Source organism: Dyadobacter sp. BHUBP1, assembly GCF_050587785.1.
Taxonomy (GTDB): Bacteria; Bacteroidota; Bacteroidia; order Cytophagales; family Spirosomataceae; genus Dyadobacter.
In genome coordinates this window covers 268,063-290,390 of sequence record NZ_JBOBIH010000002.1, presented here as the reverse complement: position 1 = coordinate 290,390, position 22,328 = coordinate 268,063, and the positions used below count along the sequence as shown (strand labels likewise).

At 48.4% G+C, this 22,328-nt stretch carries 20 protein-coding genes and 1 pseudogene; 10 read left to right on the top strand and 11 right to left on the bottom strand.

All coding sequences use genetic code 11. The features are described 5' to 3' along the window. Positions 1-49 precede the first annotated feature (49 nt). From ACQ4MZ_RS07970 to hisH, 9 genes are all read right to left on the bottom strand, one after another. The gene (locus ACQ4MZ_RS07970; RefSeq protein ID WP_430844140.1) at positions 50-238 is read right to left on the bottom strand and encodes a PG1828 family lipoprotein; all 189 of its coding nucleotides are present in this window, start codon (positions 236-238) and stop codon (positions 50-52) included. 149 nt (positions 239-387) lie between these two features. Further along, a complete protein-coding gene (locus tag ACQ4MZ_RS07965) occupies positions 388-1,161 on the bottom strand; it encodes a geranylgeranylglyceryl/heptaprenylglyceryl phosphate synthase (protein ID WP_430844138.1) in 774 nt (257 codons plus the stop codon). Next, positions 1,158-1,562, bottom strand: coding sequence for a hypothetical protein (locus ACQ4MZ_RS07960; RefSeq protein ID WP_291203180.1), 405 nt, complete (start codon positions 1,560-1,562; stop codon positions 1,158-1,160). The genes ACQ4MZ_RS07965 and ACQ4MZ_RS07960 overlap by 4 nt, the downstream gene beginning before the upstream one ends. 97 nt (positions 1,563-1,659) lie before the next feature. Next, a complete protein-coding gene (locus ACQ4MZ_RS07955) occupies positions 1,660-1,998 on the bottom strand; it encodes a phage holin family protein (protein ID WP_430844136.1) in 339 nt (112 codons plus the stop codon). A 60-nt stretch (positions 1,999-2,058) separates the two neighbouring features. Continuing rightward, positions 2,059-2,394, bottom strand: coding sequence for a phage holin family protein (locus ACQ4MZ_RS07950; RefSeq protein ID WP_430844135.1), 336 nt, complete (start codon positions 2,392-2,394; stop codon positions 2,059-2,061). 13 nt (positions 2,395-2,407) lie between these two features. Then, positions 2,408-3,049 carry a bifunctional phosphoribosyl-AMP cyclohydrolase/phosphoribosyl-ATP diphosphatase HisIE gene (gene hisIE / locus ACQ4MZ_RS07945; protein WP_430844134.1) on the bottom strand — a complete coding sequence of 214 codons (642 nt, stop codon included), beginning with the start codon at positions 3,047-3,049 and terminating at the stop codon, positions 2,408-2,410. A 92-nt stretch (positions 3,050-3,141) separates the two neighbouring features. Then, on the bottom strand, positions 3,142-3,915 hold the full coding sequence (gene hisF, locus ACQ4MZ_RS07940) for an imidazole glycerol phosphate synthase subunit HisF (protein ID WP_430844132.1): 774 nt from the start codon (positions 3,913-3,915) through the stop codon (positions 3,142-3,144). Between the two features lie 3 nt (positions 3,916-3,918). Next, entirely contained in the window at positions 3,919-4,641 is a 723-nt protein-coding gene (hisA, locus tag ACQ4MZ_RS07935) for a 1-(5-phosphoribosyl)-5-[(5-phosphoribosylamino)methylideneamino]imidazole-4-carboxamide isomerase (RefSeq protein WP_430844131.1), read from the bottom strand. Between the two features lie 19 nt (positions 4,642-4,660). Continuing rightward, entirely contained in the window at positions 4,661-5,251 is a 591-nt protein-coding gene (hisH, locus tag ACQ4MZ_RS07930; RefSeq protein ID WP_430844129.1) for an imidazole glycerol phosphate synthase subunit HisH, read from the bottom strand. A gap of 281 nt (positions 5,252-5,532) precedes the next feature. Between hisH and ACQ4MZ_RS07925 the strand changes: the two genes are divergently transcribed. The 6 genes from ACQ4MZ_RS07925 to ACQ4MZ_RS07900 all read left to right on the top strand — a co-directional run bounded on the left by ACQ4MZ_RS07925 (position 5,533) and on the right by ACQ4MZ_RS07900 (position 14,533). Then, positions 5,533-7,026 carry a M14 family zinc carboxypeptidase gene (locus ACQ4MZ_RS07925; protein ID WP_430844128.1) on the top strand — a complete coding sequence of 498 codons (1,494 nt, stop codon included), beginning with the start codon at positions 5,533-5,535 and terminating at the stop codon, positions 7,024-7,026. A gap of 133 nt (positions 7,027-7,159) precedes the next feature. Continuing rightward, positions 7,160-7,786 carry a HupE/UreJ family protein gene (locus ACQ4MZ_RS07920; protein ID WP_430844127.1) on the top strand — a complete coding sequence of 209 codons (627 nt, stop codon included), beginning with the start codon at positions 7,160-7,162 and terminating at the stop codon, positions 7,784-7,786. 28 nt (positions 7,787-7,814) lie between these two features. Next, on the top strand, positions 7,815-10,196 hold the full coding sequence (locus ACQ4MZ_RS07915; protein ID WP_430844125.1) for a M1 family metallopeptidase: 2,382 nt from the start codon (positions 7,815-7,817) through the stop codon (positions 10,194-10,196). A 214-nt stretch (positions 10,197-10,410) separates the two neighbouring features. Beyond that, the gene (locus ACQ4MZ_RS07910) at positions 10,411-11,358 is read left to right on the top strand and encodes a D-2-hydroxyacid dehydrogenase (protein WP_430844123.1); all 948 of its coding nucleotides are present in this window, start codon (positions 10,411-10,413) and stop codon (positions 11,356-11,358) included. Positions 11,359-11,510: 152 nt separating this feature from the next. Continuing rightward, complete coding sequence (locus tag ACQ4MZ_RS07905) at positions 11,511-13,676, top strand: ArnT family glycosyltransferase (RefSeq protein WP_430844121.1); 2,166 nt, start codon at positions 11,511-11,513, stop codon at positions 13,674-13,676. 5 nt (positions 13,677-13,681) lie between these two features. Continuing rightward, complete coding sequence (locus tag ACQ4MZ_RS07900; protein WP_430844119.1) at positions 13,682-14,533, top strand: DMT family transporter; 852 nt, start codon at positions 13,682-13,684, stop codon at positions 14,531-14,533. Positions 14,534-14,538: 5 nt separating this feature from the next. Here the strand turns inward: ACQ4MZ_RS07900 and ACQ4MZ_RS07895 are convergent, their stop codons facing one another. Together ACQ4MZ_RS07895 and ACQ4MZ_RS07890 are read right to left on the bottom strand one after the other, a co-directional pair. After that, positions 14,539-16,254, bottom strand: coding sequence for a GMC oxidoreductase (locus tag ACQ4MZ_RS07895; RefSeq protein WP_430844118.1), 1,716 nt, complete (start codon positions 16,252-16,254; stop codon positions 14,539-14,541). A 14-nt stretch (positions 16,255-16,268) separates the two neighbouring features. Next, positions 16,269-16,877, bottom strand: coding sequence for a gluconate 2-dehydrogenase subunit 3 family protein (locus ACQ4MZ_RS07890; protein ID WP_430844117.1), 609 nt, complete (start codon positions 16,875-16,877; stop codon positions 16,269-16,271). Positions 16,878-17,234: 357 nt separating this feature from the next. Between ACQ4MZ_RS07890 and ACQ4MZ_RS07885 the strand changes: the two are divergent. From ACQ4MZ_RS07885 to ACQ4MZ_RS07870, 4 genes and pseudogenes are all read left to right on the top strand, one after another. Continuing rightward, positions 17,235-18,423: pseudogene (locus ACQ4MZ_RS07885) on the top strand (IS3 family transposase). An 889-nt stretch (positions 18,424-19,312) separates the two neighbouring features. Continuing rightward, positions 19,313-19,894, top strand: a complete 582-nt coding sequence (locus ACQ4MZ_RS07880; RefSeq protein ID WP_430844116.1) for a Crp/Fnr family transcriptional regulator — start codon at positions 19,313-19,315, stop codon at positions 19,892-19,894. An 88-nt stretch (positions 19,895-19,982) separates the two neighbouring features. Then, positions 19,983-21,419: a hypothetical protein gene (locus ACQ4MZ_RS07875; protein WP_430844114.1), complete on the top strand. Its 1,437-nt coding sequence runs from the start codon at positions 19,983-19,985 to the stop codon at positions 21,417-21,419. An 8-nt stretch (positions 21,420-21,427) separates the two neighbouring features. Further along, positions 21,428-21,799, top strand: a complete 372-nt coding sequence (locus ACQ4MZ_RS07870) for a hypothetical protein (RefSeq protein WP_430844112.1) — start codon at positions 21,428-21,430, stop codon at positions 21,797-21,799. Positions 21,800-22,328: the final 529 nt, after the last annotated feature.

Genomic DNA, 22,328 nt, shown 5'->3' with positions numbered 1-22,328 from the left:
AAGCCCTACTTTCATAGGGCTCTTCAAGATTTTCGACTTGTACGTCTGATTACTTCTTAGTAGTATCAGCAGCAGTAGTGTCAGCAGCAGCAGCAGCTGTGTCAACTGCAGTTGTATCAACAGCAGGAGTTTCAACAGTTACAGCAGTAGTATCAGCTGATTCGTCAGCAGGTTTGCTAGTACAAGCAGCGAAAGCTACCATCCCGGCAACAAACGCAAATGCAAAGAATTTTTTCATTTCTTGGGTGTAATTAAGGTTCGATGCAAAGGTAATATGAACGAATTGAATATTCCTAAATTTTGAGTTTGTATTTTTCCAAGAACTTAAAATTTCCTTAGAAAATTCTTAATTCGCTTTAATTTGTCCTATTAATTCCCCCTATCCCCCTACACACTCTGCAACTTTTCGTTGTAAGCCTTCACACAGGCAGCTACTTCCGGCAGCAATTCCTGATTAGCTTCAATGCCATTGCCGACCACGATCACATCCGCGCCTGCTTGCAATGCAGCGTCAGCTTTTTCATAGGAGTCGATCCCTCCACCGACGATGATCGGGGTGTCTACGGCTGCACGTACCGCTGCGATGGTTTCACCCGGAACGGGGAACAATGCGCCGCTGCCGGCATCGAGGAAAATGTTCCGAAGACCCAGGTATTCACCCGCGAGCGCAGTGCATGCCGCAATGCCCGGCTTGTCGCGCGGGAGCGGTGTGGTATTGCTGATATAGGATACGGTCGTAAGCTTGCCGCTTTCGATGAGCATATAGCCTGTCGGCAATACTTCGAGGTTGCTTCTTTTCAATAACGGTGCGGCAATAACGTGCTGGCCGATGAGCAGCTCGGGATTGCGGCCCGAGATCAGCGAAAGCAGTAAAATGGCATCGGCAGTAGGCTCGATGTGCAGGCTGCTTCCGGGAAAAAGTATCGCGGGAATGCTGGTATATTCATGAATCGCAGCGATGAGCTTGTCGATGGCGTAGTTGGTAATGAGGCTGCCGCCTACAAAAAAGAAGTCAACACCGTGCCCGGCCGCGTATTCGAGGAATTTCGGAAATGTGGAAAGGTTAATTTTATCCGGATCAAGGAGAACAGCAAACGATTTCCTTTTTTCGGCCTTACGTTCGGAAAGGAGGTCTGCGATTTGGTGTTTCGCTGCTTTCATTCGGTTTTTCGTTCGTCTTCAATAAAATGTTTCAGCTTCTGGCGCGCCCACCCCACAGCCAATGTCCAGGCTAAACTTTGAACGGCTTGTCCGACCGCAGACTGGGTTTTGATTTTGGTGACTTTCTTCTCGACAGGTTCAACCGGCTCGACCAAAATTTCCTTTTTCTTTTTTCCTTTTGGCAGCAATGCATTCATGACCACGAATGTCGTCGCCATTACCCCGCCGATGATCAGCGCCTGCTTGCCGTATTCCGTCGCCTCTTTTTTAAGTCCGCTCCATTGCGTTTCCAGCTTGTCGCGGTACAGATCGGCGTCCTGCAACAAACCTTCTTTCTCCTTGTCCGTATCCGATGAAAACGGCTTAGTGATTTTAACCGAAGAATCTATTGAAGAACTCATTTCATATCTGTTTAAATAGCGTCAGAGAATTTTTCAAAAGGAATCCAAAAATAGCAATTCAGGGAAACTTATTGCCAAATAAAGCAGCCAAAAAGCATTATTCCTCTTTCGTGCTGACAAAACGAACGATTATTTTCCGGATCAGCCTGATCCAGGTTTCTTTCCAGGTGATGGTTATCGCCAGCTTGATAATGAAAATACCGAGCAATATCACAAACCCGAGATAATCACTATGCAGCCATTCGTTCAGGAATGTCCCGAGCAGAATGACCAGTAAAATCAGGATCGTAAGGCCAATGCATAACAATATGGCGGCGTAAACCCCAATCACCACAGCCCGCTCGATCTTGTCGCGGGTCTCGATTTTAAATAGATCGATCCTGGTTTCGAAATATTTAAAAAGGGTGTCCTTGATTTCTTCCAGTTGACTCAGCATAGCGGTATATTTCAAATCATGTGAAACGTTTTAAGGTCTGAACAACAGACTTTTTTCACATTAATCCAAAAACATACCAAGAATGGCGGAGACAATGGACATCACCAGGCCGAAGAACAATGCGGAAATAAAACCGTCGATCCGGAAGCCGTCGACGAGCGACGCAGCCAGGTAAATAATGAAAACATTGACGACGAAATAGAACAACCCCAGCGTCAGAATCGTGATGGGTAATGCGAGGATTTGCAGGACCGGTTTGAGGAATGTATTGAGAATACCCAGTACAATCGCCACGATAATGGCTGTGCCTGTGCTGGCTACTACAACCCCGGGTACCAAATTTGCGGCAACCATTACCGCCAAAGTACTGATAATAAGACGCAGGAGCAGCTTCATATAGATCTGGTTTTTATTGGTGACGGCTACGAAGTACGTCAATTACCTCATCTAAGTCAATGTTTTTTTGTTCCAGCAAAACGAGCAGGTGGAACAGCAAATCCGATACTTCATTCTTGAAAAGATTGTCGTCATTATCCTTCGATTCGATGACAACTTCCACAGCCTCTTCCCCTACTTTCTGCGCGATTTTATTAATCCCTTTTTTGAAAAGGCTGGTCGTATAAGACGCATCCGACGGGTTCCGTTTTCTTTCGCGGATCACACTTTTCTGCAGGTAATTCAGAAATGCAGCCTCGCCTGTACGTGTGTCAGCAATTTCCGGCTGGCTATTTTTTTCCCCAAAACAAGTATCCGCACCGGTGTGGCAAACAGGCCCCGCCGGCGTAGCCTTAATGAGCAACGTGTCGCCGTCGCAGTCGGCTGCAATATGGTTTACAAACAGAAAATTGCCCGACGTTTCACCTTTCGTCCACAGGCGCTGCTTGCTGCGGCTGAAAAAAGTAACAGTCCCCTGCTGCCTGGTAACTTCCAGCGCTTCGGCGTTCATATAGCCCAGCATCAGCACCTTACCGGTATTTACGTCCTGGATGACAGCTGGTACCAGGCCGTCGGCCGATTTATTAAAATCAATGGATGAAAACGTCTCGCTCATTTTTGGTTATGAATTAAAACATCCCGGATTATCCGCAACGTCGGCGCGTGCCGGTCAGCCGGTTTTGTATATTTTGATAAAACTCCGCGCCACTACCGGGTCATCCGGATCGGCAGGTCTTTGTTTTTGAGGTAATCTTTCAAATCCGGAATATCGATTTCACGGAAGTGGAAAATGCTTGCGGCCAGTCCGGCGTCGGCTTTCCCTGCTGTAAATACGTCGTAAAAGTGCTCCATATTACCCGCACCACCGGAGGCAATCACCGGAACATTCGCATTGCCCGAAATCGTCGCAGTCAGTTCCAATGCGAAACCGTTCTTTGTGCCATCGGTATCCATGGAAGTCAACAGGATTTCGCCTGCACCCCGCTCCTCCACTTCTTTCGCCCAGGGGATCGAACGTATCTCCGTCGCTTTCCTGCCTCCGTGCGTATGCACGATGTGCTCAAAACCGTTTTCCGTTTCGATGTAGCGCGTATCAATTGCCACCACAATGCACTGGCTGCCGAATTCGAGCGACAGCTCATTGATCAGGTCGGGATTACGCACGGCGGCGGAGTTGATCGAAACCTTGTCCGCGCCTGCATGTAGGAGCGCCGATACATCCGCGATCGAGGAAATGCCTCCACCGACTGTAAAAGGTATATTAATGGTCTGCGCTACTCTGCGGACGAGGTCGATAAATGTCGAACGACCGTCCACAGTGGCGGTAATGTCGAGGTAAACCAGCTCGTCGGCTCCTTGCGCGGCGTACATCGCGCCAAGTTCCACCGCGTCGCCGGCATCGCGCAGGTTCACAAAATTGACCCCTTTGACCGTCCGGCCGTCTTTTACATCCAGACAGGGAATGATTCGTTTTGTAAGCATATTTTAAACTGAAAAACGCTGTAAATCGGCCAGGCTGATCCGGTTTTCGTAAATCGCTTTACCGATGATCACACCATAGATATTCATTTCCGCCAGTTTCTCCACGTCCTCGATACCCGCGATACCGCCGCTGGCGATGATGTTCAGGTCGGGGCATTTGTCTTGGAGGTTTTTATACAAATCAAAAGAAGGACCTTGCAGCAGGCCGTCTTTGGCTACGTCGGTACTGATCGTGTATTTCACGCCCTTTTCCACGTATTCTTCCACAAAATCATAGACCCAAATGGCCGTTCCTTCTTCCCAGCCGCTCACCGCGATCTTCTCGTTTTTAGCGTCTGCACCGAGAATGATCTTGTCGCCGCCGTAAGTTTTGAGCCAATGTTCGAACAAATCAGGCTGTTTCACGGCAATGCTGCCGCCGGTAACCTGCTTTGCACCGCTTTCGAATGCGATTTTCAGGTCATCGTCCGATTGTACGCCGCCTCCGAAGTCGACATGTAGTGAAGTTTTGGAAGCAATTTTCTCCAACACCTTCCAATTGATGACCTTTTTAGCCTTCGCACCGTCGAGGTCTACCAAATGCAGCCTTTTCAAGCCCGCGTCTTCGAATTGCAGTGCTACTTCCAGCGGGTTTTCATTGTAAATCTTCTTCTGACCATAATCGCCCTGCGTGAGGCGAACGCATTTGCCTTCAATCAGGTCGATAGCGGGGATAATCTGGATCATGGATTAGGGCAGGCTGTTTTTATCGGAGTTTGAGAAAGTTTTCGAGGATTTGCTGTCCGGCATTGCCACTGATCTCGCAGTGAAACTGGGCGGCGTAAAAGTTATCCTTATGCAGCATCGCACTGAATGGCAATGCATAATCGCAACTGGCGACAGTGTATTCGCAGATCGGCGCCGCATAGCTGTGTACGAAATAGACGTACGCATTATCGGGCAGGCCCGCGGTAAGCGGAGATTGGTAACCGGAGATATTGTTCCAGCCCATATGCGGCACTTTCAGGCCTGCATTTGCCGGGAAGCGCTTTACATCCACATCGAAAATGCCCATGCATTCGGTATTGTTCTCTTCCGAAAAGCGGCACATGAGCTGCATGCCCACGCAGGTACCAAACACGGGTTGTTTCAAGGAAGGGATCACCTTGTCGAGGCCCACATTCCGGAGGTAGCTCATGGTGGTGCTTGCTTCGCCCACACCCGGAAAAATCACCTTGTCGGCGGAGCGGATCTCGGCTTCATCGTCGGTATAGAGGTAGCTCGCGCCGATGCGGTCGAGCGCGTACATGACCGACTGCACGTTGCCTGCATTGTATTTGATAATGACGGTTTTCATACCAATTTGTGCTTGAAATCGACAACAAAAAAGCCCGATCTTAACAATCGGGCTTCTGGGATACTATGTATTCAACCTTATTACAACACTACTTGCAAAAACACATCACCCTAGACGTCCGAAAGCCGAGAGGCTATGATGCAAATGATATGTTTCAGCTGTTAACATGCCACAAATGTAAGCAAAAATTACAATAAGCGGCTAACAAACGGCGTAAATATTACATTAAAATTTGCTTAGAGAAAACTTCGTACCTTGCGGTTAACAAATGGCCCTGAACCATGACAAAACCAATCATTCTGCCACTATTTTTCCTGCTCATTACCTTGATTACCGTTGATTCCCAGGCACAATCCAAAGAACTTGCCGACCGTCTTTTCAAAGTTCACGATACCTACCGCGAAACTTCCCTGATCCAGCGCCGTTTCAAGCAAAAAGACATTCTTCCTCTCATCTCAAAACGGCAGGGTAACGCCCTGTACCAGATCGAGAAAGTGGGCGAATCCTTTGAAGGAAGGACCATTCAGATGATCAAAGTCGGGAACGGCAAGAAGAAAGTGCTCCTGTGGACGCAAATGCACGGCGACGAGCCGACGGCTACCATGGCGAGCTTCGATATTTTCAATTTCCTCGAAGGCAAAGACGATGGCTTCGACGACCTCCGCAAGAAACTCCTCGACAATACCACCCTCTATTTCGTCCCCATGCTGAACCCCGATGGGGCCGAACGCTACCAGCGCCGGACCATGCAGGGCATCGACATGAACCGCGACGCCGCCGCCCGCCAGACGCCCGAAGCACAAATCCTGAAAAGCCTTGTGGACCGTCTGAAACCGGATTACGGCTTCAACCTCCACGACCAGAGCCCACGTTACTCGGCAGGCCGCAGCCCGAAAGTAGCAACGATCTCCTTCCTGGCGACTTCCTATGATTATGAACTATCGATCAACGATGTGCGCGAGCGCTCGATGCAGCTCATTGTGGGCATGAATAAGGTCCTTCAAAAGTACATCCCGGGCCAGGTAGCGCGCTACTCCGACGACCACGAGCCGCGCGGGTTCGGGGATAATGTACAAAAGTGGGGTACTACCTTGGTATTGATCGAATCGGGCGGCTATGTGGGCGATCCCGAGAAGCAATATATCCGCCAGCTGAATTTCATGGCCATTTTGTCGGCATTGGACAAGATTTCGGACAATTCACTCACCAAAGAGAACCGCGAGGAATATTACAACATCCCCGAAAACGGCCGCTGGGTATACGACCTCGTGGTACGCAATGCAACCGTGCGGCAGTCGGGCAAATCGTTTACGGCCGACTTGGGCATTAACCGCACGGAGGTCAACTACGCGAATGCCAGCAAATTCTTCTATTACAGCAAGATCGAAGATTTCGGCGACCTTCACCCACAGTATGGCAGCCAGGAAGTCGATGCTACGGGGCTTACCATCGAAAAGGGGAAGCTTTATCCGACCGCATTCAAGAATGTCAGTGAAATCAGCAAGCTGAATGCATTGAACCTGCTTAAAGAAGGTTACACGTACGTACGCCTCGCACCCGACGCGAACACCCGCGCGCTGGGCTTGTACTTCACCACCGCGCCATTGCATATTCTCAGAAGCGGGCAAGCGGTACCGACCGGCACGCCGGGCCTGGGCGCCACCGCCACGTTCATCCTGAAAAAAGGGGGGAAAGTGAAATATGCGGTCATCAACGGGTTTGTACATGATCTCGACGACTTCGGTGCCGAAAAAGGCCAGGGAATTGTAGAATAGATAACCGGGCTGCACCTTGTAGCATTTTAACCACATTGTTGGTTTCCACTCCCGAAAGAAATATCTTCGGGTTTATCTATTTTTGTCTTGACAATTAAATTGTCCGGCGTCACATATTCCTAACCCTAGTTTAATGTCGGAGTTTCAGGCTTACCTTCAATTAGGATTCAACCATATCACTGATTCCAACGGCTATGATCACATTCTTTTCATCATGGCCATATGCTCGGTCTACACGCTGGTAGACTGGAAAAAAGTCATCGTACTGGTAACTGCATTTACGGCAGGACACTCCATCACGCTGGCATTATCCACACTGGGATATGTCAATGTCAACCCTGACGTGATCGAGCTGCTGATCCCGATTACCATACTCATTACAGCTTTTCTCAATTTTTTTTACAAAATACCTAAGAATGCCTATGCCCCGAAAGAGAAGGCTCCGGCTTTCAGGTATCCGCTTGCATTGGGTTTCGGCTTGATCCACGGATTGGGTTTTTCGAACTACCTGAGAGCGTTGCTGGGCAAGGAAGCCGACATTTTTAATCCTTTGCTCGGTTTTAATGTCGGGCTCGAATTGGGGCAACTCATTATCGTCTTTATTATATTAGTCATCGCATTTGCGGTGATCGAGCTTTTGAGGGTCCAGAAATTGAGCTGGATACAGATATTATCCGGCATTATTTTCGGAATGGCGCTGTCGCTGATCCTGAACAACGAACTTTTCCGCACACTCGCAGGCATGCCTGTCGACTCATAACAACCAAACTATCTATGACCAACGATTTATGAAAAAAACGCTGCTCCCGTTACTAATGCTGCTCGTGTCGCTATGCGCCACGGCACAGCAGCTCCCCACTTCTCCCAATTACCAGGCCAACGACCGTTTTGAACAACTCGGTACCACCTTGCCCACGCCTAACACCTACCGGACCGCTTCCGGAGCGCCGGGCAAGGAATACTGGCAACAACGGGCCGATTACGACATTAAAGCCGAACTCGACGACGACAACCGCCGCATTACGGGTACGGAAACCATTACATTTTACAACCAGTCTCCCGATGACCTGAAATACATCTGGATGCAGCTCGACCAGAACCTTTTCAAAAAAGATGGCATCGCTGCACTCTCGCGTACAGGCACCATCAACGAAAAAGGAATGAGCACTGCTCAATTGGCCGCATTGAACACCGGCCGCGGCTCTTCGTTGGACCCCAAGGTGGAATATGGCTATAATATCACTGCCGTAAAGGACAAGGCCGGCAAAGCACTGCCGTTCACCATCAACGGAACGATGATGCGCATCGACCTTCCGATGGTGATGAAACCCGGCACGCCGTTCGTGTTCAGCGTGGATTGGAATTACAATATCACTGAATACTACGGCCGCAGCGGTTATGAGTTTTTCCCGAAAGATGGGAATGCCAATTACTTCATCGCGCACTGGTTCCCGCGCCTCGCGCCTTACGACGACGTGAATGGCTGGAACCACAAGCAATTCCTCGGTCAGGGCGAGTTCGCATTGATTTTTGGTAATTACAAAGTGGCTATCACCGTTCCCGCAGACCACGTGGTAGCTGCCAGCGGCGAATGCCAGAACTACGCACAGGTACTTACCCCCACGCAGAGACAACGCCTTAAACAAGCCGAAACTTCTAAAACGCCGGTCATGATCGTGACACAGGCAGAAGCGGAAAAGGCCGAAAAACGTGAAAACAAGAACCCGGGCAAGAAAACCTGGATCTACAAAGCCGACAATGTACGCGACTTTGCCTTCGCGAGCAGCCGGAAATTCATTTGGGATGCCATGCAGAGCGACGTTTACAAAAGCGGCCGCAAGATCTGGTGCATGTCGGTGTATCCCAAAGAAGGTAACCCGCTATGGGAGCAATACTCGACCCGCGCGGTGGCCCACACTTTGAAATCCTATGGCGCACGTACATTTGAATATCCTTATCCTGTGGCTATTTCCTGCCACTCGGTAGCAGGCGGCGGGATGGAATATCCGATGATCAGCTTCAACGGCGGACGGCCGGAAGAAGATGGTACTTACACTGAAGCTACAAAATACGGTATGATCGGTGTGATCATTCACGAGGTGGGCCACAACTTCTTCCCGATGATCGTCAACTCCGACGAGCGCCAGTGGGCATGGATGGACGAGGGCTTGAATACCTTCTGCCAATATCTGGCCGAAAAAGAATGGGATTACAACTTCCCTACACGCCGTGGCGAGCCTAACCAGATCACGGAATACATGTCGTCCGACAAATCGGTACTGAGTCCGATCATGGCTTCGGCTGAGAATGTCATCGGCCTTGGACCTAATGCTTACGGCAAGCCTGCAACAGCGCTGAATATCCTCCGCGAAACCGTCATGGGCCGCGAACTGTTCGATCATGCATTTAAAGAATATGCCACTCGCTGGCGTTTCAAGAGTCCTACCCCGGCCGATTTCTTCCGCACTATGGAAGATGCCTCGGGTGTGGATCTCGACTGGTTCTGGAAAGGTTGGTTCTACGGCACCGAACCTGTGGATCAGGACCTCGTAACTGTCGACTGGTTCAGCATCGACACGCAGAACCCGGCTATCGAGAAGGAGATCGCCCGCAAGGAAGATGCACGCAAGAAATTGACTATGAGCAAAATCCAGGATGCCAAAACCAAGGGCGAAACGGTAGTGGCCCAGGATTCGACCATGGCCGATTTCTACAACCGCTACGATCCTTTCAAAGTAACCGACGCCGACAAGCAGAAATACGAGCAATACCTGGCGACATTAACCGAAAGCGAGCGTCAGCTGATCCAGGAGAACACTAATTTTTACACATTGTCTATAAAAAACAAAGGCGGTGTACCCATGCCGGTGATCGTCAAAATGGGCTTCGAAGACGGCACGGACTCTGTGGCTGTATTCCCCGCGGAAATCTGGCGCTTCAACGATGTGCAGATCAACAAGGTGATTTCAACCAAAAAGAAGGTCGTTCAATGGACGCTTGACCCGTACCAGCAGATCGCCGACATCGACACCGAGAACAACTCGTTCCCGCGCATCGCACAACCGACCCGGTTCCAGATCTTCAAGCAGCAGCAACAGAAAAAAGCGCCTAACCCGATGCAAATGCAAGGCGTCGGCGGAGCAAAAGTTAGTACAGATCCCAAGAATTAGCGTTATACCGATAATTTTCAAAGCCCTTCCGAGCTATTTCGGAAGGGCTTTTTTATGAATTTCAAAATAGATTCTATGTAATTTCAAAATAGAATTCATGTAATTTCAAAATAGAATTCATGTAATTTCAAAGTTTGAGCCTACAACAAAGCATTCGTAGTACTTGGCAGGTCCGTGCACGTATCATTTTGGAAAAACATTTAACTACAAATTCATGAACATCGTAATTCTCGACGGTTATACTCTGAACCCCGGTGACCAGGATTGGGCGCCTATTGAAAAGCTGGGTAATGTGACCATTTATGACCGTTCGGCGAAGGAGGAGATTGTGGAACGGGCCAAGGATGCCGAGATACTGCTCGTCAATAAGGTGGTACTTTCCGGCGACACGCTTGCGCAATTGCCCAAAGCCCGATATATCGGCGTAATGGCAACGGGTTTCAACAATATCGACATTGAGGCAGCCAGAAAACAGGGTATTACAGTCACCAATGTAAAAGCCTACGGACCGGCCTCTGTGGCACAGCAGACATTCGCATTGCTGCTGGCGATCGTGAACCGCGTGGAGACGCACAGCCAAAGTGTATTTGCCGGTGATTGGGCGGCCTCCGCTGATTTCTGTTACTGGAAAACGCCCCTGCATGAGCTGGCCGGTAAAACCATGGGATTGATCGGCCTCGGGGATATCGGCTCGCAGGTCGCCAGGATTGCCGCGGCTTTCGGGATGAAAGTGATCGCATACCGGAAACACCCCGTGCCGACGGAGGGCGTGGAAATGGTTTCACTCGATGAAATATTCCGGCAGAGCGACGTTATCAGCCTCCATTGCCCGCTTACAGAGGAAACAAGAGAGATTATCAACCGGGAAAGCCTTGCAAAAATGAAACCGGGTGCGATTGTCCTCAACACCGGTCGCGGACCACTCATTCACGAACAAGATCTTTCCGATGCACTCAAAAATGGTGTTATCGCAGCTGCCGGGCTGGACGTTCTTTCGGTAGAACCGCCGAAGGCCGATAATCCATTGCTGTCAACGCCAAATTGCGTGATTACGCCGCACGTCGCCTGGGCGACATTCGAAGCGCGACAGCGACTACTTCAAATGGTCGCCGGCAATCTGGAAGGTTTTCAATCGGGAACCCCGCGCAATGTGGTTTCCTGAAAGAGGCACAAAAAACGCCTATCATGCGCGTACACTAACAAATCCTGTTCCGGCCCGAATAATCGCGTACCTTTGCACCGCTAAATCTGGCTCCGACGCACGTGCTGCTCCGGAGCCCGGCTCTGATGTTTTCCAGTTCGTTGACACTTCCTATGGGTATTTGTTTACTCCTGATTTCGTTTGTCTGTATTTTTGCAATCTTTTTCCTGCGCTCCACTGAAACGGGCGTTTATACCAACCTACGCCGGTCGTTCATCCTGTCGCTGATCACCAACGCAGGCATTATATTCATTTACAACGAGATAGCCTCGTTCTTCAACGCCATTAACACCACCTCGGCGCTGGTTTTCTGGATAACAGAGGTATTGGGAGTGTCCGGACTGGTTTATTACCTTCACCGGTCTGGAAAAATCGACCTGAAAAAACTGGGCGCGTTAAAAGGCGCATTTCGCCTGACAGGGTTTGGAGCAACCCATAAAATAGTGCTCATAGCCGTAGCGCTGCTCTATATGCTGCCATTGCTGTTCCTGGCGATATATGCCGCCCCGAACAACTTTGACTCCCACATGTACCATTTGAACCGGATCCTGATCTGGGTCTATAATGGTAACCTCGATCACTTCCCCACCATGCATTTGCAGCAGCTGTACCTCAATGTATTTGCAGAATATATTGTGCTGGATACCGTGCTGCTGTCAGGCTCCGATCAGTTCTCAGGCCTGGTCCAGTTCGGTGCATTCATCGGCTCGATATGCGGGATTAGCCTGATTGCCAAAAAATTCGGCCTCGCCAAAGACGGGCAGCTGCTGGCATCGATCTGCTTCCTCACTCTGCCTATCGGCATTTTCGAAAGTACCAGCACGCAAGTCGACCTTTGCGGGTGCTTCTTCTTCATTGCATTCGTGTATTTCGGTTTTGAATTACTGGAAAAGAAATCTGCGCTGGCCCTGGTAGCGATGATGCAATCGCTGGCATTCGGCGGGTTTTCAAAATATACCATTCTGATCTTCGCCATACCGTTTGCGATCTATTTCGGCGTCCGCATTCTGGTGCAATACCGCTTCGCATACGCAATGAAAGTGTTAGGTGTAGCGCTTGCATTGATGATCATTACCTATTCTCCCTTCTTTTACCGGAACTACGCGCTTTTCGGGCATGTGATGAGCCCGTTGCAAAATACGCCGTTCGCCTCCGAGGAACTGCCTGCCAAAAAGCATTCCGTTGTTTACACCTTATCCAATGTGATTAAAAACGCCGGACTAAACATCGGCTTGCCCATCACGAGCTTCAATCAGGCCGTGGACAAACAGATCAGGGCATTTCATGAAACCATAGGTGTCAACATCGACGACCCCGATCTGAGTATCGATCCGTTTTCGGTTAAATACTCGGTGCATGAGGATATGATCCCGAACACGATCCATTTCTGGCTGATCGTCGGCGCGGGGATTCTCCTGCTATTCCTGCCGTTGAACCGGAACATCAAATGGTTCTGGACCTGCTCGGCACTTGGTTTCCTGCTGTTTTGTACGTTAATGAAATTCCAGCTCTGGAGCACGCGCACGCAAATGCCGCTGTTCGCCATGGGCGCGGTCATGATCGCCTGCGTGTACTCGCTGAAATTCCGCTGGAAAGCGATTTACCTGATCATCCCACTGCTGATTTCCTCCTTGCCATTCGTGTATGGCAACCCTAGTAAGGAGCTCATTTCCATCAATTTTGTCACACGAAAAGCATTAGGACATATTCCCATAGCGATTTGCGAAAGCAGCGCCGAGGTAGGAAGAGTTTACGAAAAATACCTGAGCGATTACTACGAATTTCCAGGCAAAGACAACTGCCATCCATTGAAAAGATGGCCTGACTACACGGAAAGAACCAAAGTATTTGCATTACTGGAAAAAGCGGGCTATTACGATCAGGACCGCACTTCCAATATCCTTTCCATGAACCGAGACAGGGCTTACTTCCTGAGCAACCCTGACAATTACCTCAGCTTTAAAGAACTCCGCCCGCACATCCCGGCCGATCGCAACGTCGGCGTCATGTTCCGCAGAAACGTGGGTTACTACCATTTCTGGAGCGCCACCGATAACGACGTACGGCGCCCGGGCCAGATGGACTATATCCGTTATATGAAGGAGCTGGCCCCATTGAAAAACGCACAGAAAAAGTTCTGCTACGAGTACATCCTCTCCGACGACCCGACGCTCATCGACTCGTTCATTCCCAAAGGCAACATTGCCCGCATTTATTCGAGCGAGGCGCTGCATTTGATAGCGCTGAAAAAGACCAGTTGCGAGAAATATCCTTTTTAAGCAAAATGACCCAGGCTGCCCGATCGATAACCATACGGATTATTCTGCAAGTAGCCCTGGCAATGACAGCGTTTGCGGCCAACTCATTACTATGCAGGATCGCGCTTAGCCAGACCTCTACGGACCCGGCAACGTTCACGATTATCCGTCTATTGGCCGGCGCGGTGACGCTCTGTTCGATAGTCCTGCTCCGCAAAGGCAAACTTCGCAACGCCGGCTCCTGGCAGGGAGCCCTCAGCCTTCTGACCTATGCCGTAGCATTTTCGTTCGCCTATGTAAATCTACCCACAGGAACCGGGGCCTTGCTCCTCTTCGGCTCCGTGCAGGCAACGATGATTATCACCGGCCTCTACCAGGGCGAGCGACTACGCATTATACAATGGACAGGCTTACTAACTGCCTTTGGAGGGCTGGTAATCCTCGTTGCACCCGGAATCCACGCACCCAATCCATTCAGCGCCTTACTCATGACCATTGCCGGAATGGCCTGGGGCGTATATTCGCTGCTCGGACGAAAGCAGGGCGACCCGCTTACAGCGACCGCCGGTAATTTTCTCAAAGCGGCGCCCCTTTCATTGCTTTTCCTTCCATTAGCCAGCGCTATTGATTCTCAAGGGGCATTTTTCGCGATCCTATCCGGCAGTATTTCCTCTGGTATGGGCTACGCGATCTGGTACAGCATATTACCCTCGCTCAAAGCCGCGCAGGCCGCATCCGTACAACTGACCGTTCCCGTGATTGCCTCGACCGCCGCCGTTTTCATCCTGGGAGAACATGTAACGTTCAACCTCGCGATTGCATCTGTTGCGATCCTTGGAGGTATTGCACTCGTAATTTTGGGAAGAAACCGGGCCTGATCCATTTACAGATTCTGCCTCTTCAATTCCTTCACAGCGTGGTCGGCTGCCCTTGCGGTCATGGCCATATAAGTGATAGACGGGTTCACGCAGGAAGAAGAAACCATAGCCGCCCCATCGGTCACAAACACATTCTGGCAGGCGTGCACCTGATTGAACTTGTTCAGAACAGAAGTTTTGGGATCTTTGCCCATGCGTGCGGTTCCCATGTCGTGGATGCCCAGCCCCGGGTGCGTGTCCTGCCGGTTGAACCCGGCAACGTTTTTGAAACCGGCTGCTTCCAGCATCTCCACCGCCGACGCCATCATATCTTTCCGCATCGCCAATTCGTTTTCACCAAAAGCAGCGTCGAAAACGATTATTGGAATACCCCATTTGTCTTTCTTGTCTTTATCAAGAAACATCCGGTTCGACGGATCAGGCAATATCTCCCCAAAACCGCCAAACCCCATCGTCCACGTGCCAGGACGTGACATATCCTCCTTAAAACTGGCGCCGAAGCCATTCATCGTGATACCCCGTTTCCAATCCGACTTGCTCGCGCCTCCCTGATACCCGTATCCACGCAGGAAGTCCTTTTTATCCGTTCCCCAGTTTCGGAAACGCGGTATGTACAACGCATTGGGCCTCTGACCAAAAATATAGTCGTTTTCAAATCCTTCGACCGTCGCATTCGCGCCCACACCCAGGTGATGGTCCATGATATTTCTGCCTACCTGATCGCTGTCGTTGCCCAATCCGGTTGGAAAACGGCTGGACTTCGAGTTCAGCAGCAGTGCCGCCGAGTTCATCGACCCCGCATTCAGGAATACGATTTTTGCAAAAAACTCTTCTACGGCCATCGTATGCTGATTAATCACCCGCACCCCTTTGGCCTTCTGCGTTTTTTCGTCGTAAATGATCTCACTGGCGATGGTATCGTGAAGAACCGTCAACCTGTTGGTCTTCCTCGCAGCCGGTATGGAGCCCGACAACGAGCTGTAATAACCACCGTACGGGCATCCCCTGGCGCATTTGCTGCGATACTGACACGACGCACGCCCGAGATCCGTATGCCAGGGCTGCGGTTTTGTAAGGTTGGCGACGCGTCCGATCGTAACGGGGCGGTTCAGTTTCTTCATCATCGTCTCTCTGAAATACCGCTCCGGAGCGCTCATAGGCATAGCAGGCAGATAATGACCGTCCGGCAATACCTCCCAGCCTTCGGCCTGCCCACTGATCCCCACAAATTTCTCGACGTGCGTGTACCAAGGTTCAAGATCTTCATACCGGATCGGCCAGTCGATCGCGATGCCTTCTCTGGCATTCGCTTCAAAATCCTTTTTGTTCATCCGGTACGACTGCCGGCCCCAATGCATGGATTTTCCGCCCGTGTGATATGCCCTGATCCAGTCGAATGGCCGTTTCTCTATATACGGGTTCTTTTTATCGTCGGTAAAAAACGGACCGGTTTCTTCATTGGCCAAAGTCCCGAAACGGTTGTTTGCCCAATATTCCTCGGCAGAATGGATCGAAACCTTTCCCCTATGCTCGAATTCCCACAGGCCTTTCATGGCTGTGTCGTAGTCGTCAATGTGCTTCACTTCGCGCCCTCGCTCGATCATGAGTACCTGCAAACCTCTTTCCGTCAGCTCCTTTGCCGCCATACCGCCGGTCATTCCCGAACCAACCACAATTGCATCGAACGTATGTGCTTTATCTGATTTTAAATTTAAGTTCATGGTAAGACGGGAGATTAGTACGCGAAAGATTTCTGATTGGGCTTCATTTTAATCATTTCGAGCTTTCCGGGAATCGGCACATATTCAAATGACGATTTAATTCCTTCTTCGGAAGTAAAATACCCCAGCATAGTGAGCTCTTTGATCAGGCGCCAGAAAGGCAGACCCTTTGCCTGGATCGCCATTTGTTCCCGGTCTTCGTTATCGCCCATTTTGGTCTGCTGTACCTGGTATGCCTTCATCTCATCGACGGAATCCATTTCGACCTGCTTTAATGCCGCCATTTTTTGCTCCGCATTCAAGCTCAAAAACTGCTTCTTTTCCAGGTTATCCAATCCTGCTGCGAAACTTCTGTGCTCCGGCGTTTTATAACAATCCTGCAACATCATCACAATGAAAGCCGGGACGCCCACATCCTTTGCTCCGGGCGTGTTCGTCTTCGGAATAATCATTTCAGCGACTTCCGCCACAATCATTTTCTGGCCTTCTGTCAGGTTAAACTCCGATGGAAAACCGTCCGACGACTCGTGTCCTTCCCATCGCTTCATGGCTAACAAAGTCGGGGCCGATAATGCCCCACCGAGCATCGTCGCAACATGGGTAATAGCAGTTCTTCTGTTCATGGATTGGCTGAAGATGGTAGAGAGATGGCTGGATTGCAATAAGTGTCAGAACGACGAGTTTAAAAGCATTGAGTTGGTTGCGTTTACCTATCTCCGGCGCCTCTAAATCTTCCGGTCGGTATTATGTGTCAAATGATACGTAATATAATTTATTATATATATTCAATACAGTTCAGATGTCTGTAAAAAGGAGTTGACTTCACCACTTCACTCACCAAAATCACCGGTGTGATTTGGCCCAGAGTTGCTCGTAAGTTCTTGCAATCTTTTATAAGTTCGCCCTCCTGGTTTTAATGTGTAAGTGTCCCGAAACGGCAGGCAGTTTGAAATTAGAGATTAAACCTTAATTTTAAACTGATGAAAAAGACGAGATTCACAGAGACGCAGCGGGGTGGCCCGTGCCATCGTTTCGATCCTCAAACAGCAGGAAGCTGGCATCCCAACTAAGGAGATTTGCCGGCAGCATGGCATTTCCGAAGCCATTTTTTATAATTGGAATCGGATCGCCGAAGCGAAGCCGGTACGGCGGCATGGAAGCATCTGACGTCAAACGGTTGAAGGACTTGGAGGAAGAGAACTCGCGCTTAAAAAAAATGTTCGCCGACCTGAGCCTTGATAATCAGATTTTGAAAGAGATTTTCGCAAAAAAAGGCTGGGCTCTGCCGCAAAAAGGGAATTGACAGAGGAGATTGTTCGCGAGCACGACATCGCTGTGAGCAGAGCCTGTAAAATCGTTAGCCTTGTTCGCTCTCAATACTATTATAGCAGTAAGAGAGATGATTCAGAGGTAATTGAGTCGCTTCAAGACTTGGCATTCAAGCACCCTTCATACGGGTTTAGAAAACTGTTTGCCTATCTGCGCAGATCGGGTAAGCCGTGGAGCGGTGCGCCGCTGCGCTCATAAGCGAGTTCACCGCATTTACCAAGTTTTGAAGCTGAATAAGAGGCGAAAGGGAAAACGGCGATTGCCTGATCGAATCAAGCAGCCTTTGATTCAGCCTGAGCAGATAAACGAAGTTTGGAGCGTCGATTTCATGAGTGATAGTCTGATTGGCAACCGCAAGTTTCGCACCGCACCGGCGGCCCGGATTCAATATTATCGATGATTGCTCGCGGGAAGCTCTGGGTATAGACGTGGATACTTCACTTTCTTCAAAGCGAATCATCCGAACCCTAAATCGGATCGGTGAAAGCAGAGGCTTCCCAAAAGCGATCCGATCGGACAATGGGCCGGAATTCACCCGCTGCGGCGGGCCGCTCGAAAGATTTTACGATCTGGTGTGAGGAGAAAGGGATTGAAACCAGGTATATACAGCCTGGTAAGCCGACCCAAAACGGCTACATCGAACGATTTAACCGACTGTACCGAGAAGCAGTATTAGACGCTTATTTGTTCTTCGATTTGGATCAGGTCAGGCAATTAACAGCGGAATGGGTTGAAGAATATAACCAGCCACGACCACACGAAGGACTGGGCAATTTGACACCATTTGAATGGAAGGAATCGCTGGTGAAAAAGAAAATTCACCAACAAATGACTGTCTGAGAAACGGGATACTTACAAAATGCCTAACAAGAACAAAACGCGTGCCATACACCTATATACCCCTAATACATCCCTCAACGTCGAGCATCTAAATTACAGATCTGGATTTATAAACGAAAAAATAACACCGTGTCCTAAAAGATCCCACATACTTACTCCTCCTTCCACCTATTTTATTGTCCTACCCAGCGTGGGTATCCCGAGTAATCCAACTTCCGCTAATTTTTTGTCCTGTCGCTAGCAAATAAGTGTGTTGCGGGATAGGACACTGAAAAATTCATCAAGAACAGATCTTCTAACTATTTTTTTATCGTCATAGAACGCCTTATGCCTTCCTAATAGAGAACAGACCATTCCAAGACTCAAAAATGCCTCAGAACGCAAAAATATTTGGTCTAAATGGAAACATAGCTCAATGTAACCATATCCCTGCCTCAACAAAAACTTTACTCTTAATGAAGCAGATAGCGAAAATGATTTTCGAAGAAACACCACTGCGAATTTGGTAGCATTTTTTAGTGAGTCTACCTCTCAGCCTGTCCTAGGTCGTCCTACGTACCTGGTTTAGAAACAACCTGAAATACCGCAGCGAAGCTTCCCAAACAATCTGTTTCCTGAATCTGGAGAGTGATTTAGCCAAACAAGAGCCTGTAATTATTTGAACATCGGATATTTTGTTAGCTCCCTTGGATAAAACTTAAAGTCGCCTTAGTCATCGATGTCTTTTCGAAAAGCCGATTTGGCAAAAGCCAAAAAATTGTTGAAATTAGTTCTGGGATTATGAATTGTCAACATAGCCCACACCCTCCTTAACTTGCTGAAATTCAGAAATATTAATAATATTTTTTCTTCAAATTTAGAAACACACAACAGGTATTTGAATTGTCGCATGAATGCATTCATCAACTATCTTAATGGCATAGTCGATCTATCACGGGAGACTCAAGAAGCAATCAATAAAATTACCGTTCATCGCCAGCTTGGTAAAAATACCACACTCCTTTCTAATGGCGAAGTTTGTAATGAATTTCATTTTTTAGCATCCGGCCTAGCTCGCGTGTTTTACTATAAGGATGGGAAGGAGGTGACTGCCTGGTTTGCTGCACAAGGGGGAATTGCCAGCGCTATTGATAGCTTATTCACAGGCTCGCCCTCTATTTATAACGTCGAAACACTGGAGGATTCAGAAATTTTCAGCCTCCAATATAGAAAGTTGGAACCGGTTTTCCAGAATTTTCCGATAGTTGAGAGGCTTGGGCGATTAATGGTAACGAGCAATTATTTGTTGTTGGATGAAAGGATGAAGCTGTACGCTTTCTGCACCGCGGAAGAACGTTACGAAAGATTACTTCAACAACTCCCAGATATTTTCCAAAGGACAAAGCTCGCATACGTTGCTTCGTATTTAGGCATTACACAAGAGCACCTGAGCAGAATCCGGGCGAAATACAAAAACAGGCAATTTTGTTGACACGATTTTGATAATTATCAAAGGATGCTATCGTAAGTGATTGGAGATTTGAAGTCGGAAATAGTTTCAAACTTCAAATTAATCCCTTATGAAAAAGATTTCTTTGTTCTACATTTTAATTTCTTTACTGAGTTGTAGCTTTTGGGCATGTAAAGAAGACGACATTCGTGGAGGCAAACAGCTGGTTAACGATATTCAATCAGATTCAGTGGTTACTCTCGCAACTGCGAAAAATTGGTTCGAAAATGACTACCTAAAAAATAGTCAGGCATCGCTGTCTAATAATAGAGTGAGGAAGACTTTTTGGGAAAGAGCTTTTATGAGCAAAATGTCCAATGGGCAGCCGTTAGTGGTTGTTCCCATTGAACATCATAAGGCCGGACAATCTCCCAATAGAGATACTTACTTATGGATTTTTAAAGATGATTTTAATCGATACACACCGAAAGTCATTGAGTATTTAAGCAGAGGAGAATCGGTCAATAATGATCTTTCCACTTTTACAGGAGCAATGACGGTCAGGGACTGGGAGGGAAGGCTCTTGAATGGATTTATATTCAAAGACGGCATGCCTGCGGGGCTATTGAAGAGTGTCGATGGAGAAGAGCAGCTACGCTTACAGGAGGCTAGGAACGGGAAAGGCAACGGGACAGTCTGTGATCAGGTCTGGGAAACGAGGGGTACTTGTACCGATTACTATTACAAAGTCTGTATCAACGGAAATTGCACGGATTATACGCACAATGGTACGTTTTGCGAACTGTATGAAATTACATATCCAAAATGCTATTGGGTTGAAGATTTCCCTGGACAAACTTCTCCCTATGGCAGTGCGAGTTGCCGATGCGAGACAATGCTGCCCGGTGATATAAGCTTAAGTGACTATGAAGGAAATTACGTATTTGCCGGACCTAAAGTCCCGATTACAAATTTGACGCAGCGGTTCAAGAATGTATTTGGGATAGGCGCGGATGGAATGCCGAAAGATCCTAAATTTCAGTACAAGTTGACAATTTATATAGATCAACCGATCGCAAAAACCAAGGCATTGGTTCAAACAGTCCTCCCTGACCGTAAGCCGGGTCATACGTACTTAGGTTTGGAACAATACAACTCGTTAACAAAAGAAACAAAACGACTAGTTTTTGGTTTTTATGTACAAAAAGAATGGAAGGCAGGATTGTTGTTGTACTCAGCGGGCGCGTGGGGCGATGATGGCGGTTCGACTTATGACATTTCTGTATCGTCAAACCTCACCGCCGATCAAGCTCAAAAGGTGTATGATCAGGTGGCTTATATAGGGACGCCAGAGTATCATATCACGGAGAGGAACTGTACCAGCGTGGCAGCCGCCATCATGAACCCGTATGTGCCAATGCCTAGTGGTAAGGGAGAAATTGGCCCACTAGGGTTGGGCATGACGCCGGGAGCCCTAGGGCAAGATATTTACACTAATACCTCGACATATGGCCCGTATAATCTCAAAACGGGGGATAATTTGATAGCTCCTACCTCAACAAACTAAAATCGAAAATGAAAAGGCGGAATTTCTTTATTTTGGCAGCAGTGTTTGGAATTATCCTGATTTCCAATGTCCCCGTTGTAAGTGTATTTATCGGAATGGTTACTGCTACTGAATCCATGAAGAGTGAAAGCCCGCAGTTCGTCAGCGGGAGTGGAGATTTTGCAACAACCGGAGCTTACCTAGAAGGCGGAACACCTGAACATCAGTACAATGATTTATTACGCCAATTCAATGCGTATAAAGCCGAAAATCCGGGAGATACTATTCTTTATAGGACTTTTAAAAGTAATCCGCTCTACTTTTGGAAATGGTATCGGGACTGGGAAAACAGGCATAACCCGTTCTATCTGTTGCCATATAAGAAATATTCAGGAAGTTAAGCAACGTTGAAAACTCACGTGGCCAATCGAAAAATCTTCTGCTAGTAATTAGCAGGAGATTTTTCGATATCAACAAAAAACTAGTTTATAGATAAAAAATAGTACCCCTTATTGAACAAGCCCCCATCAGTATTTACAGGTTTGGGTACACCCCCTTTCAGGGGTTAGAACTTCTATGCGTGAAAGAGAGCACGTATGAACAAACGGAAAAATCCAGATAGAGCAAAAACAACCAAAACTAGTTAACCTATCACGTATTATAGCATATAGTTGTGCAACAGGAAGCTTAACGCACTCATTAAACACTCAAATTCAACGCCTAAAGCATCCTATCGTGCAAAACAGCGAAGGGCTCACACACAACCGAGAAGTCTCTCTAGAACGCAAATTTGAGGCGTGGCTAGACGTGGGACTAAAACCAAGATCAGCACTATCGACACGGTACTATTTGTCAGCAAAAAAGTGATTAAATTGAACCACAATCAGCGGCAATAGCTTAGCGCAAATAACAATCAGTAAAGAAGATAAG